The sequence below is a fragment of the Stenotrophomonas sp. ZAC14A_NAIMI4_1 genome (genome assembly GCF_003086915.1).
Lineage (GTDB): Bacteria > Pseudomonadota > Gammaproteobacteria > Xanthomonadales > Xanthomonadaceae > Stenotrophomonas.
The window spans coordinates 1307485-1321124 of record NZ_CP026002.1; the positions used below are offsets into that span (position 1 = coordinate 1307485).

General features: G+C 66.6%; 13 protein-coding genes. 7 read left to right on the plus strand and 6 right to left on the minus strand.

What is annotated here, in order from left to right:
* Positions 1-56 precede the first annotated feature (56 nt).
* The 7 genes from C1926_RS06080 to C1926_RS06110 all read left to right on the plus strand — a co-directional run bounded on the left by C1926_RS06080 (position 57) and on the right by C1926_RS06110 (position 7673).
* A complete protein-coding gene (locus tag C1926_RS06080; protein WP_108758578.1) occupies positions 57-815 on the plus strand; it encodes an SDR family NAD(P)-dependent oxidoreductase in 759 nt (252 codons plus the stop codon).
* A gap of 124 nt (positions 816-939) precedes the next feature.
* A complete protein-coding gene (locus C1926_RS06085; RefSeq protein WP_079222238.1) occupies positions 940-1389 on the plus strand; it encodes an MgtC/SapB family protein in 450 nt (149 codons plus the stop codon).
* 188 nt (positions 1390-1577) lie between these two features.
* Positions 1578-3236 carry an L-lactate permease gene (gene lldP, locus C1926_RS06090; RefSeq protein ID WP_108758579.1) on the plus strand — a complete coding sequence of 553 codons (1659 nt, stop codon included), beginning with the start codon at positions 1578-1580 and terminating at the stop codon, positions 3234-3236.
* A 53-nt stretch (positions 3237-3289) separates the two neighbouring features.
* On the plus strand, positions 3290-4054 hold the full coding sequence (gene lldR, locus C1926_RS06095) for a transcriptional regulator LldR (RefSeq protein WP_079225270.1): 765 nt from the start codon (positions 3290-3292) through the stop codon (positions 4052-4054).
* An 18-nt stretch (positions 4055-4072) separates the two neighbouring features.
* Positions 4073-5212 (plus strand): FMN-dependent L-lactate dehydrogenase LldD, encoded by a 1140-nt coding sequence (gene lldD, locus C1926_RS06100; protein WP_108758580.1) that lies wholly within the window; start codon positions 4073-4075, stop codon positions 5210-5212.
* Positions 5209-6915: a D-lactate dehydrogenase gene (gene dld / locus C1926_RS06105; RefSeq protein ID WP_108758581.1), complete on the plus strand. Its 1707-nt coding sequence runs from the start codon at positions 5209-5211 to the stop codon at positions 6913-6915. The genes lldD and dld overlap by 4 nt, the downstream gene beginning before the upstream one ends.
* Positions 6916-6977: 62 nt before the next feature.
* A complete protein-coding gene (locus C1926_RS06110; protein ID WP_108758582.1) occupies positions 6978-7673 on the plus strand; it encodes a hypothetical protein in 696 nt (231 codons plus the stop codon).
* On the opposite strand, the gene C1926_RS06115 is transcribed toward C1926_RS06110, so the two are convergent.
* The 6 genes from C1926_RS06115 to C1926_RS06140 form a co-directional block, all read right to left on the minus strand.
* On the minus strand, positions 7651-7956 hold the full coding sequence (locus C1926_RS06115) for an I78 family peptidase inhibitor (RefSeq protein WP_108758583.1): 306 nt from the start codon (positions 7954-7956) through the stop codon (positions 7651-7653). The two genes, C1926_RS06110 and C1926_RS06115, sit on opposite strands and share 23 nt — an antisense overlap.
* Positions 7957-8057: 101 nt before the next feature.
* Positions 8058-8627 carry a hypothetical protein gene (locus C1926_RS06120; RefSeq protein ID WP_108758584.1) on the minus strand — a complete coding sequence of 190 codons (570 nt, stop codon included), beginning with the start codon at positions 8625-8627 and terminating at the stop codon, positions 8058-8060.
* Positions 8624-9187 carry a hypothetical protein gene (locus C1926_RS06125; protein ID WP_108758585.1) on the minus strand — a complete coding sequence of 188 codons (564 nt, stop codon included), beginning with the start codon at positions 9185-9187 and terminating at the stop codon, positions 8624-8626. The genes C1926_RS06120 and C1926_RS06125 overlap by 4 nt, the downstream gene beginning before the upstream one ends.
* A 154-nt stretch (positions 9188-9341) precedes the next feature.
* Positions 9342-11228: a TIGR02594 family protein gene (locus tag C1926_RS06130; protein WP_108758586.1), complete on the minus strand. Its 1887-nt coding sequence runs from the start codon at positions 11226-11228 to the stop codon at positions 9342-9344.
* 11 nt (positions 11229-11239) lie between these two features.
* Positions 11240-11758, minus strand: a complete 519-nt coding sequence (locus C1926_RS06135) for a hypothetical protein (protein WP_108758587.1) — start codon at positions 11756-11758, stop codon at positions 11240-11242.
* Positions 11755-13640: DUF2345 domain-containing protein (locus C1926_RS06140; protein ID WP_254057377.1), on the minus strand; the 1886-nt coding region annotated here is incomplete at its 5' end. The genes C1926_RS06135 and C1926_RS06140, both read right to left, overlap by 4 nt.

The window sequence follows — 13640 nt, forward strand, 5'->3', positions numbered from 1 at the left end:
ACGTCATCATCAGGCGGACGCGCTCCGCACGCCTTACCAACACGTGGAGAACACAGATGATCGATTACCAGCTCAAGGGCAAGACCGCCATCGTGACCGGTGGTGTATCCGGTATCGGCCTGGCGGTGGCCGAACTGCTCGCTGCATCGGGTGCCGGTATTTCGGTGTGGGACCTGAAGCAGGACGCGGTGGACGCCACCGTGCAGACCCTCACGGCCAAGGGCGTGCAGGCCATCGGCATCGCCCTGGATGTCACCGATGAAGCGGCGGTGGAAGCCGCCGTGCAGCGCACGGTGAAGGAACTCGGTGGCATCGACGTGGCGGTGAACAACGCCGGCATCGGCGGCCCGGCCGCGAGCAGTGGCGATTACCCGGTCGATGGCTGGAAGCGCGTGGTCGACGTGAACCTCACCAGCGTGTTCCTGTGCCAGCGTGCGCAGATCCAGGCGATGCGCGCGGCGGGCAAGGGCGGCAGCATCATCAACATGGCCTCGATCCTGGGCCAGGTGGGCTATGCCGGTTCCACCGCTTACGTGGCCGCCAAGCACGGCGTGGTTGGCCTGACCCAGACCGCTGCATGGGAACATGCTCCCGACGGCATCCGCATCAACGCGGTCGGTCCGGGCTTCATCGCCACGCCGCTGCTGGACAAGATGGATGCCAAGGTGCGGGCTACGCTGGAAGGCCGCCATGCGCTCAAGCGCCTGGGCACGCCGGAGGAAGTGGCCGCGCTGGTGGCCTGGTTGGCCAGCGATGACGCCTCGTTCGCGACCGGCACCTACTACGCGATCGATGGCGGTTACCTGGCGCAGTGATGCGCTGAGTGCAGACGGCGCCGGGCAACCCCCGGCGCGGGCGGGTGAACCGGCTGTGCTGGCGCCTTCACTGTGATGCCACGGCCCTCGCGCCACGCTCCGGGAAAACGCCCGGAGGCCGCCAATGGAACTTACCCAGGACGTATCGATCCTGCTGCGCGTGGCCGCAGCGATGCTGTTCGGCGGTGTGCTGGGCGTCGAACGCGAGATGGGCAAGCACGCCGCAGGCCTGCGTACCCATATGCTGATCGCCGGGGCGGCGGCGTTGATCGTCGGCCTCGGTGATTCGGTGGCCGAGCACTTCCAGCAGGAGCGCTACCGCGACCTGCTGCAGGTCGACCCGGTGCGCCTGATCGAGGCGGTCGTGGCCTGCGTCGGCTTCGTTGCCGCCGGCACCATCCTGCGCGGCAACCGCGAGGACCAGGTCAGCGGGCTGACCACCGCCAGTTCACTGGTGATGGCTGCGGCCATCGGCATTGCCGTGGGCATCGGCAAGTACGTGATTGCCATCGGCGTCAGCGTGCTCTGCGTGCTGGTGCTGGCGGTGATCCGGCGGGTGGAGAAACGGTTGTGAGTGCTCTGCAGGGAAATGGTAGGACCAATAATCCGTCCAGCCCTATGGTCTAATAGGCTCCACGCACGATCGACGGTCCAATCTGCGTCCAGTGGCTCGCTTTTTTCTTATTGGTACGACCAATAGGAATGAGGGCCACGACGAACCACCGGATGCGGTGGTGAACCCGTCCCCAGTCGAGAGCCTCCATGCAGCCCTGGCAACACCTGTACGACCCCGCCGGCAACCTGTGGTTGTCGAGCCTGATCGCGCTGCTGCCGATCGCGTTCTTCTTCGTTGCCCTGGCCGTGCTGCGCATGAAGGGGTGGCTGGCCGGCACGCTCACCGTGGCCATCGCACTCGGCGTTGCCCTGCTGTTCTACCGGATGCCGCTGGCGCAGGCGCTGGGCGCGGCGGGCTACGGCTTCGTCTACGGCCTGTGGCCGATCGCGTGGATCATCATCGGCGCGGTGTTCCTCTACAAAGTCTCGGTGAAAACCGGCCAGTTCGACATCATCCGCGCCTCGATCCTGTCGGTCACCGAGGACCAGCGCCTGCAGATGCTCATGGTCGGTTTTGCCTTTGGCGCCTTCCTGGAGGGCGCGGCCGGCTTCGGCGCGCCGGTGGCCATCACCGCCGCGCTGCTGGTCGGGCTGGGCTTCAAGCCGCTGTATGCCGCGGGCCTGTGCCTGATCGTCAACACCGCGCCGGTGGCATTCGGCGCGATGGGCATCCCGATCATCGTCGCCGGGCAGGTCACCGGCCTGGACGCGTTCGAGATCGGCCAGATGGCCGGGCGCCAGCTGCCCTTCCTCACCGTCATCGTGCTGTTCTGGATCATGGCCATCATGGATGGGTGGCGTGGCATCCGGGAAACCTGGCCGGCGGTCCTGGTGGCCGGTGGTTCGTTCGCCATCGCCCAGTACCTGACGTCCAACTTCATCGGCCCGGAACTGCCCGACATCACCGCGTCACTGGCCTCGCTGGTCTGCCTGACCCTGTTCCTGCGCCGCTGGAAGCCGGTGCGCATCTTCCGTTTCGACACCGCCACCAGTGCCGAGGCTGCCGCGCAGGCGCTGGACGCACCGCGCTACAGCGTCGGCCAGATCGCCAAGGCGTGGTCGCCGTTCCTGATTCTCACCGCCATGGTCACCCTGTGGAGCATCAAGCCGTTCAAGGCGTTGTTCGCAGCAGGCGGCCCGCTGCAGGGCTGGGTGCTGAAAATTCCGGTGCCGGGGCTGGACCAGATGGTGCAGAAGATGCCGCCGATCGTGCCGGCACCCCTGAGCTACGACGCGGTCTACACGTTCGACTGGTTCTCGGCTACCGGCACCTCGATCCTCCTCGCTGCAGTCATCGCCATCCTGGCCCTGCGCATGCCGGCCAGGGCCGCCGTGCAGACCTTCGGCGAAACCGTGCGCGAGCTGCGCGTGCCGATCTACTCCATCGGCATGGTGCTGGCCTTCGCCTTCATCGCCAACTACTCCGGGCTGTCGGCCACGCTGGCGCTGGCACTGGCCCACACCGGCAAGGCCTTCCCGTTCTTCTCGCCGTTCCTGGGCTGGCTGGGCGTGTTCCTCACCGGCTCGGACACCTCCTCCAACGCGCTGTTCTCGGCGCTGCAGGCGACCACCGCGCAGCAGATCGGCGTGTCCGACGTGCTGCTGGTGGCGGCCAATACCACCGGCGGGGTAACCGGCAAGATGATCTCGCCGCAGTCGATCGCCATTGCCTGCGCCGCGGTGGGCCTGGCAGGCAGGGAGTCGGACCTGTTCCGCTTCACGGTCAAGCACAGCCTGATCTTCACCACGATGGTCGGCCTGATCACCCTGGCCCAGGCCTACTGGCTGACCTGGATGGTTCCCTGAGCCATGTCGGGCAGGCTGACCCACCGCTGCATGCTTCGGGCGACAATGGCGCCATGAGCATGCAACGGGTTTCGGACAAGGTGGCCGCGCAGCTGCGCGTGCTGGTGCAGGAGCAGCAGCTGAAGCCGGGTGACCGGCTGCCGGCCGAGCGCGCGCTGGCGGTGCAGCTTGGGGTTTCGCGTACCGCGCTGCGCGAGGCGATCGCGCAGCTGGCCAGCCAGGGGCTGCTGACCGCCCGTGTGGGCGGCGGCACCTACGTGGCCGAGCCTGCCGCGCGGGCCCGGCAGGCGCTGGACGAGCCGCTGGCTCCGTATCTACCGCTGTTCCAGGGCGATCCGGAATACCGCTTCGACGTGCTCGAGATCCGCCACGCGCTGGAAGGTGCCACTGCCTGGCATGCCGCACTGCGTGCCACCGACGAAGACCGCGCGCGCATCGCGCAGGCCTTCCAGACCATGATGGATGCGCACGGCAAGGATGATCCGGCCGGCGAGGCCGAAGCCGATGCGGCGTTCCATCTGTCCATCGCCGAAGCCTCGCACAACCTGGTGCTGCTGCAGGTGATGCGCGGGCTGTTCGAGCTGCTGCAGACCAACATCTCGCAGAGCCGCGAAAAGCTCTACACCTCGGCCCGCACGTTCTCGCCGCTGTCCGACCAGCACCGCGAAATGATGGATGCGGTGCTGGCCGGCGATCCCGAACGCGCGCGCGCCGCCGCGCACGCCCACCTCGCGTTCGTGCACACCACGCTGCGCACCCTCGATGACAACGAGGCGCGGCGTGCACGCGCTTCGCGCCTACCTTCTCCGCATGGCTGATTACTTCCGGTTGACCCCATGATCATTTCCGCCTCCACCGATTACCGTGCCGCAGCGCAACGCCGCCTGCCGCCGTTCCTGTTCCACTACATCGATGGCGGCGCGTATGCCGAGCACACGCTGAAGCGCAATGTTTCCGATCTGTCCGACATCGCGCTGCGCCAGCGCATCCTGCGCAACATGTCCGACCTGAGCCTGGAAACCGAATTGTTCGGCGAGACGCTGGCGATGCCGGTGGCGCTGGCCCCGGTCGGCCTGACCGGCATGTACGCACGGCGCGGCGAGGTGCAGGCCGCGCGTGCGGCCGACAGTCGCGGTATTCCCTTCACCCTGTCCACTGTCTCGGTCTGCCCGATCGAAGAAGTGGCGCCGGCCATCCAGCGGCCGATGTGGTTCCAGCTGTACGTGCTGCGCGACCGCGGCTTCATGCGCAATGCGCTGGAGCGCGCACAGGCGGCGGGCGTGACCACCCTGGTGTTCACCGTGGACATGCCGGTGCCGGGCGCGCGCTATCGTGACGCGCATTCGGGCATGAGCGGTCCCAATGCCTCGCTGCGCCGCTTCGGCCAGGCCATCACCCATCCGCAGTGGGCCTGGGATGTTGGCCTGTTCGGTCGCCCGCACGACCTCGGCAACATCTCCGCCTACCGCGGCAATCCGACCGGGCTGGCAGACTACATCGGCTGGCTGGGCAGCAACTTCGACCCGTCCATTTCCTGGAAGGACCTGGAGTGGATCCGCGAGTTCTGGAAGGGCCCGATGGTGATCAAGGGCATCCTCGATCCGGACGACGCCCGCGATGCGGTGAAGTTCGGTGCCGATGGCATCGTGGTGTCCAACCATGGTGGCCGCCAGCTGGACGGCGTGCTGTCCACTGCACGCGCACTGCCGGCCATTGCCGATGCCGTGCAGGGCGACCTGAAGATCCTGGCTGATTCGGGCATCCGCAACGGCCTGGACGTGGTGCGCATGCTGGCGCTGGGCGCCGACACCGTGCTGCTGGGCCGTGCCTTTGTCTATGCGCTCGCCGCACAGGGTGAGGCCGGCGTGGCCAACCTGCTGGACCTGATCGCCAAGGAAATGCGCGTGGCGATGACCCTGACCGGCGCGCGTCGCATCGCCGATATCGGCCGTGACTCGCTGGTGAGCCTGCCATGAGTGGCCACGACGCCGTGCTGGCGCAGTTGCGCGACGCGGTCGGCAGCCGCCATGTACTGACCAGCGACAAGGCCACCCGGCGCTTTCGCCGCGGCTACCGCTTCGGTGATGGCCCGGTGCTGGCGGTGGTGCGCCCGGGCACGCTGCTGGAACTGTGGCGCGCGCTGCAGGCGGCAGTGCAGGGTGGGGCAGCGATCATCCTGCAGGCGGCCAACACCGGCCTGACCGGCGGTTCGACCCCGGACGGCGACGACTACGGCCGGCCGATCGTGCTGGTCAGCACGCTGCGCCTGACCGGCATCCAGCTGTTGAACGAAGGCCGCCAGGTGCTGTGCCTGCCAGGCGCAACACTGGACCGCCTTGAGCAGACGCTCGCACCGCTGGGACGCGAACCGCATTCGGTGATCGGATCGTCCTGCATCGGCGCCTCGGTGCTGGGTGGCGTCTGCAACAATTCCGGCGGCGCGCTGGTGCGCCGTGGCCCGGCGTACACCGAGCTGGCACTGTACGCGCAGGTCGATGCGCAGGGCACACTGCAGCTGGTCAACCACCTGGGCATCGCCCTGGGCGATACCCCGGAGCAGATCCTGCAGCGCCTGCAGGATGGGCAGTACAGCGCGTCCGATGTGGGTGACGGCGACGGTCGCGCCGCGTCCGATCCACGCTATGCCGAGGAGGTGCGGCGGATCGATGCCGATACGCCCGCACGGTTCAACGCCGATCCCAGCCGCCATTACGAAGCGGCCGGTTCGGCGGGAAAGCTGGCCGTATTCGCCGTGCGCCTGGATACGTTCGAAAAGGAAGCCGCCGAGGTCTTCTACATCGGCAGCAACCGCACCGCCACGCTCACCGCCATCCGCCGCCAGCTGCTGACCGGTTTCGAGCGCCTGCCGATTGCGGGTGAGTACATCCATCGCGACGCCTATGACATTGGCGAGCGTTATGGAAAGGACACGTTCCTGTTGATCGATCGCCTGGGCACCGCGCGCGTGCCGGCCGCATTCGCGCTCAAGAGCCGCGTCGATGGCTGGTTCGAGCGATGGGGCCTGCGCGGGGTGACCGACCGGGTGATGCAGGCACTGACCGGCCTGCTGCCCTCGCATCTGCCGGCGCGCATGGACGAGTTCCGCCAGCGCTATGAACATCACCTGCTGCTGAAGGTATCGGCACAGGATGCCGCAGAGACCGAGCGCTGGCTGCGCGGGTGTTTCGCCAACCACGAGGGTGGTTTCTTCCGCTGCACGGCCGAAGAAGGGCGCAAGGCGTTCCTGCATCGTTTCGCGGTCGCCGGTGCGGCGGTGCGCTACCGCGAAGTCCACCGTGCGCAGGTACAGGACATCGTGGCGCTGGACATCGCGCTGCGCCGCGACGACGCGGACTGGTTCGAATCCCTGCCGGCCGACATCGACGGGCGCCTGCTGCACAAGCTGTACTACGGCCACTTCCTCTGCCATGTGTTCCACCAGGATTACATCGCGCGCAAGGGCGAAGACCCGATGGCGATCGAGCACGCGATGTGGGCGCTGCTGGACCAGCGCGGTGCCGAGTACCCGGCCGAACACAACGTCGGCCACCTGTATCCGGCCAAGCCGGCACTGGCCGGCTTCTACCGGCAGCTCGACCCAAGCAACACGTTCAATCCGGGTATTGGCCACACTTCCAAGGCGAAGGGGTGGGGGAGCTGCGACTGCAACGGGCATTGAACATCTCCTGCGTTACCATCGCTGCATTCGCAAGGATGCGCTGCTGCGCAGAGGAATGCCTGATGAGTTACGCCCCCGTTTCCCGAGCGCTGTCTGCCGCGCTGCTGATGATGCCGCTGATTGCTGCGGCGGCCGCGCCCAGCGCAACCGGCAGCCGCCTGGAAGCACTGTTACCGGTGCCCGCTGCTGCAGACACTGCGGCGGACGGCGCCCGCTACTGCACCGAGGACCGCGCCTGGTGCGTGCAGGCGCTGCAGGCCGATGAGACGCCGTTTGCCACGCTGATGGTGGAAGAAACGATGGCCGGCGCACGCGAACCGCTGAACCGTGCGGTGACCGTGGCCGTGCCTGAAGGCGCACGCCTTGCGGTGTGGCCGAACATCATCCGCCTGCCTGCCCACCGCGTGGAAGGCAATGAGGTGCAGGATGTGCTGGTCGCCGCGGTCGTGCAGCAGGAGGGAAAGCCTGCCTGGCTGCACGTGGGCCAGGTTCGTCACCTGGCCGATGATGTGCAGACCGACAGTGATCTGCTGGTGGTGCCGTGGCAGGCGGGGGCCAGCCTTGAGGTCCAGCCGTCCACCGATGCCCTGCCGCAGTTGAAGTACCGCAGCGGCGAGCGTGCCGCGTGTGCCGCTGACCGGGTGTTCCGCAGCATCGGCGGCAGCTACGTGCCCGACAGGCCGCTGCCGGCCTGTGCCAACGTGGCCGGCCTGCCGCGGGCCCGCCAGGGCGCGGTTACTCGCAGCGTGCGGCAGTGATGATGTTGTTCTTGTCCATGTAGACCCGCAGGCGGTCCGGGCGGATGTCCTTGGTGGTGATGGTGGTCGGGCCGATCGGATTGACCAGGCCCGCGCCGCTCTCACGCGACAGCCGGCGCATGTTTTCTTCATTGCCCGGCTGGCCTACGGCCCACTCCAGCTGGCTGGCGTCGCAGAGGCCCGAGCCCTTCACCTGCGGGCCGGGCGTGCTGACACAGGCCGACAGCAGCAGCGGCGTGGCAAGGGCGGCAAGGGCGAGGCGGGCGGAACCGAAACGGGTCATGAGCGGCGCTCCTGCGAGATGGTGGCGCCACCATAGCACCCTGCCTGTGGCGACGGCATGCGTTGGATCAAAGCAGGGGCTCGTCTGCGCCGCATCTGTCGCTATTCACTGCAGACCTGGATCAGGTCAATGCCTGCCGGACCGCGATACCGCATCGTTACCTCGTCGAACTGCAGCTGGATCTTCTCGGTACGGACGGTGCCGTTCTGACCGGCTGGGCAGTCCCGTGTCGCGTCCAGTGCTGGCCAGGCAGCATGCGGCGCGACAGGAGCCGTCAATGTCGTGAAGCTGCCCTCCAATAGACGGATATAGGTTCCATCCGCACACTGGGCAAGGATCAGTCTATCGGTAACATCGAGATCGCCGTAGCTGCTTCCGAAGTAGGTGAGGATCGCGTCCTCGCGCCCGTCGTTGTTGAGATCGGGCGTGTCGCTCAAGAAGGTCTTTCCTTCCCGGGCGCTGTATGGGCAGTCCTCGTCACTTCCCGGCGGACACGCGCTGACGCGCTTTCCATCCACCGGTAACAGTTCGATCCTGTCATCGATGGCGGTCGAACACGCGCGTTGCAGCGCGCTGTGCAGCGGAGTGCGCGCGATGGAGACGTCCGCAGCAGCGGAGAGCGCCAGCAGCAGGAGGGCCTGATACAGGCTCTGGCATCGTGACGACGTCACAGTGAACTTCCGCGCTTGATCGCCTCCCACACCTTGTCTACGTGTGCGCGCAGCGCTGGCGCAGCCGAAGCCAGTGCAGGGTCGTCCTGCCGGTCGCCGCCGAAGGGTTCATCGCCTTCCACCTCCACCAGCGATTCACCACGTACTTCGTAGTACTGCTCCCCCTGGCGAAGGCCGATGCGCAGCTGCTGCGGGTCCACCCCACCGCCACAGAAGCTGTGGCTGGCCAGGGTCAGCTCGGCGCGGCCATCGTTGTCAAGGTCGGTCGCCGTCACCTGGTCGAGGAAATAGCCCGCGTCCAGGTCCAGGCCTTCGCATTGGATCGGGTCGTCCACGCTCCATCGCGACGTCCAGGCCGCCGCCTGGTCCGCACGCCTGTACAGCTCCGCACGCAGAGTGATCTGCTCCACCGGATCCTCCTCGCCTTCGGCCGGCAGGGTCTTTTCGCTGCGCGACAGCAGCAGTACACCGGCACCGTCGGCGTCCTGGAAAACCACCTGTTTCAGCAGCGTGCCGGAGTAGAGATCAGTCAACTGCGCGTCGCCCAGCGGCGGCAGCACCTCCAGCTTGGCTGTAGGGGCCGCATCAGCCTCACCGGACAGCGTAGCTGCATCTGCCGCAGCGGTACCTGCTGGCTCGGCATCGGGCGAGGTGGGTGCACCGCATCCCGCAAGCCCCAGCCCGATGGTGGCAATCAGGGCCCATCGCAGCGGTTCAGCGCGTGTTGTCGCCAGCCTTCTTGGCCACAACAATGCCAAGTGCCGCGTTGAGATCGGTGGCTGCCAGTTCATCGAGTTTGGATTCCTTGAGTTCCTTCTGCGCAAAAGGCAGATAGCTTTTTGGCACGTAGTAGCGCAGCGTGGCTGGATTGAAGCGGACGAAGTTGATCTGATCGCTCTGGTTTCCGCCCAGCAGTACCGGGCGGCCGCGCTCCATCGCGTAGACGAAGCCCACGTGCGATGTTCCGACCAGCGCCACTGCGCCGAACACCGGCCCATCGATCTGGCTGAAGCGGGTGGTGTCGGCAGCGAACGAACGTGCCCGGTAGGGGTGGGGCGAGGAAGTGGCAAAGCCAGCGCTGCGCAGGCACCAGTTCACGAACGAGGCGCACCACGCGTTCGAGCTGCCAGCAAGCGTAGTGAATTGTTTGCCGTAGCCAAGTTCCGAATGGAAATTGATCGTGCGGCTGATCTCGGCTTCCTTCTTTCCTGCCCATTTGCGTGCCTGTGCATAGGCATGCTCGACCCAGGGGGCGCGCTTCTGGGAGAAGGGAATGATCGAGATCGGATGGCCTTCGCCCTCGCGGCTGCGTGTGTCACGCGCCTGCACTGCCGCAGGTTGCCTGGTCGAAGTCCCCGCCGATGTGTTCGTCGGCTGCTTCACAAGGGAAGGGCGATCGCTCTTGCTCGCAGCCGCTGCACCGGTATTGCGTGTTGACGCGGTCTGCGACGCGGAGGACGCTGCTTTTGCGCCTGCAGGCAGGGTGATTTTCTGTCCCGGACTGATCCGGTTTGCATTGCTGATCGACGGGTTTGCGGCCATCAGCGCATCAACACTGGTGCCATGACGGTCGGCGATGCTGCCCAGCGTGTCGCCGGAGCGCACGCTGTATGCCGCCGAGGCACGTGCCGCCGGCGGTGCCGGCCCGCTGTCATTGGCGGCGCCGGCGGGTGCCTTGCCGTAGATCCACACCACGTGCCCCGGATAGATGCGGTTACGGTTGCGGATCTGGTTGTTTGCCACCAGTTCGTCCACCGAGGTCTTGAAACGGCTGGCAATGGTTGCCAGCGTATCGCCGGGTTGCACGACGTAGCGCAGTGACGTTCGCTTGTCCTTGCTGGCCTGCACCGGATTGTGCGGCTGGGAGTTTCCACCGACCGTCATCATGTTGCGCGCAAACACAAGGGATGCGGAGGCCTGCTGCAGCGCGAACTGTCCGATGCGCGTCCCGATCTTGCCGGATTCGTCCAGGAACAGCTCGATCATCTCGCCCGGCTGGCGGGTGATGAAGGCGGGCAGAGCGCCGTGATCGTTGGTCTTGACCTTTTTCTCACCGGCGGTGCTGCTGCGCACGATCACCGGCGTCGACGGCAGGGGGCGGGTACCATCGGACAGCGTGACCTGGGTCGCATGCACGATGCGCTCCTTGCGGGTCTCGGGCTTGGCGTTGAAGCCTTCGTACTGCTCCATCGCCCCGATCATCCCGTTGAACTGCTCGTCGGTCATGTCCTTGATGACCGTCTGGTCGGTGGCGCCGGATCGCTTGCGCACATAGGCCAGATAAGCGGCCGTATCGTTCTCCGATTCGGGCGCGTAGGTGTGCATGGCGTTGTACAACGTCATGTCGTTGTACTTGCGGCGCAGCAACGCGCGCTTTTCAGCCCGCCCATCCTCCGCTGTGGGGAACACAGCGAACTTGCCGCTCTTGGTATCGGCCTGCCCGATCATCTTCAGATACTTGCCGCCCGGGCGCAGATTGCCGGGGTTGTTGAGCAGCCATGCCAGCGAGCCGCCACTGCGGATGAGCTTGTCGCCGTTGTCGGCGGTGAACTCCACAGTGCGCGTTTCCTTGTTGAAAACAGCGCTGATATAGGTAGGCATTCCGTGTCTTCCTATCGGGACGGGAGCTTGGCCAGGGCTTGCGTCACATCGATGCCCTTTGCCAGCCGTCGGGTGGAGTCGAGCACCAGCACCCAGCGCTCTTCATCGGGTTGCTGCTTCAGCAGATAGCGTTTGAGCTCGACGGTTGCATCGTCGTCATATGGGGTGTCCTTGAACGTCAGTTCGGCGATGTACACGGACACCTTGCCCGCCTCGACTACTACACGGGCATCGCGCAAGGGAAAGTCAGCCGTCGCGGTCGCCTTTACCAGGAACTCCGCGGGCGGTGCCTCGCTGCGTGCCAGCAGTGGAAGCTGGTTCCACACTGAATCAGTGCCCGTCGGGCGGTACTGAAAGCTGTAGACGTGGAAGCTGTTCGCGTTGAAGTGGCTGACGTAGCCAGCGTTCACGCGCACCGTGCCTTGGCCGGCCTTGATGTCGGTGCTGCCGGGCGAGTACTGCTGTGCCTGGGCAAACGACGCCAGGCAGATGCCGAGCGGAAGCAGGAGCAGAAATGATCGGATGTTCATGTCGAGGATGGCGATTCGTTGAGAAGTTCCAGGATCTGTTCCGGTGTCAGCGTTCCGATTGCTTCCCTGCCGTCGAGATCGCCCAGGAAGGGATCATCGCCATCGGAATCGGGGGTATCACCGTCGTTCTCGGGCGCATTGCCTGCCGTCGAAGTCAACATCTCCCAACGGTCGTCGCCCACTTCCAGGGTCAGCGGGCGGCCCAAGCCGTCGGCCATCACCCGCGGCAACCTGCCGTCTTCACCGATGGTACCGCTGGCGACCTGTTCGCCTTCGTCGTTGAAGATACGGTACGCCTTGTCCTTCCATCCCATCTCCGTAGCCAGCGAGTCCGCACCTTCCAAGGCGAAGCGCAGGCTGTCCTTGAATGAAAACAGGCCACTCGGGAGGACCGGTATCGCAGGGGCGTCACTGCCGCCCCCCAAGAACGGATGCTCACCCGCCTTGACCTTGAACTCGCCCGGGCAGCTGAACGTGATGTTCCCGCCTTCCAGCGTGATCGCGCTGCTGCCGGCCTGCAGCACGACCTTGGTCTGCGCCAGCACGTCGATGCGGTCGTCGGTGGCGGTGATGGTCAATGCCTGGTCGCTCAGCAGCTCCAGCTCGCCGTCGTTGGCCTGCAGGCTGACCGGCCCCTGCGCGGCAATCACCCGCAGTGGGCCGCTCTGCGCGAACAGCGAAACATGCTCGCCGGACACGGTGGCGATGGTCTCGCCAGCGCTGACGTGCAGGTCCTGCTGCACGGTCATCTGCAGGTTCTGCCCGGCATAGGCCACTGCGCTGGCCGGGGTGGTCCAGGCCACATGGTGCGGGGCTTCGGCCAGCAACAACGGTTTGCCCAGCCGTTCCACCGGCTGTTCGCCGGGGCTGCGGCCATCGCTGCCGGGCTTCATCGCGTTCTGCCCGTTCACGTCGCCGGCATAGCGGCCCTGCGCCTGCGGATCGATCTGCTCGCGCAGCTGCTTGGTCCGCTCGAACTCGGCCAGGCCGGGCACCTGCTGCTGGCCCAGGGTCTGCTGCATCTGTTCCAGGCTGCGCTCGGCCCCCTTCAGCTGCGACACCACGCTGGCGTTGTCCATCACCGTGGAGCCGGCGCGCTGCTGCAGGCTGGCCGACAGCAGCAGGCCTTCGCCGGCGTGCACGTTGCCCCAGCCCTGGGTGGCCAGCTCGAAGCCTTCGCCGCGCAGGGCGCCGCGGGCGGTGTCCTGGTGGGCGATGAGGTAGCCCAGCTCCAGCCGGCTGTCGGCCAGCGAGCTGTGCAGGCGCGTGCGCAGCTGGCCGGGCGTGTCGTCGATCACCCACTGCTGGGTGCCGCTGCCGTCATGGGCCTGGGTGTGCAGGCCGCTGAGCACGCCGGGGTGGCGGGCGTTTTCGTCGATGCCGCCGCCGAAGGGCGGGGCCACTTCGCCGTTGTACAGCTGGCCGGTGATGCGCGGCTGGTCGATATCCCCGTGCAGGAATTCAACCAGCACCTCGGCGCCCACGCGCGGCAGGAAGGCGGTGCCCCAGTTGGGCCCGGCCACCCATTCGGCCACCGACACCCAGCTGCCGCTGGTGTGGTCACCGGGGGCATGGCCGGGCTGCGCGCTGCCGGTGTCGTTCAGGCCGCCCGGGTTGGGCTTGCTGCCGCGCTGCCAGCCGAACTGGATGCGCACCTGGTGTTCGCGGTTGGGGCTGAGCGCGGCATCGGCCACGCCCACCACGCGCGCGGTCTGCGGGCCGTGCAGGGTGGGGCGGTCCAGCGGCAGGGCGCGCAGCGGCACATCGGCGCCGGTGGCGATGAAACTGTTGCGGTAGGCACCGCGTTCCAGCGCGGTGTTGCCCAGCAGTTCGGCGATGCCCTGGTCCAGGTTGTTCACCGCCACGTGCTGCACGGCCAGCA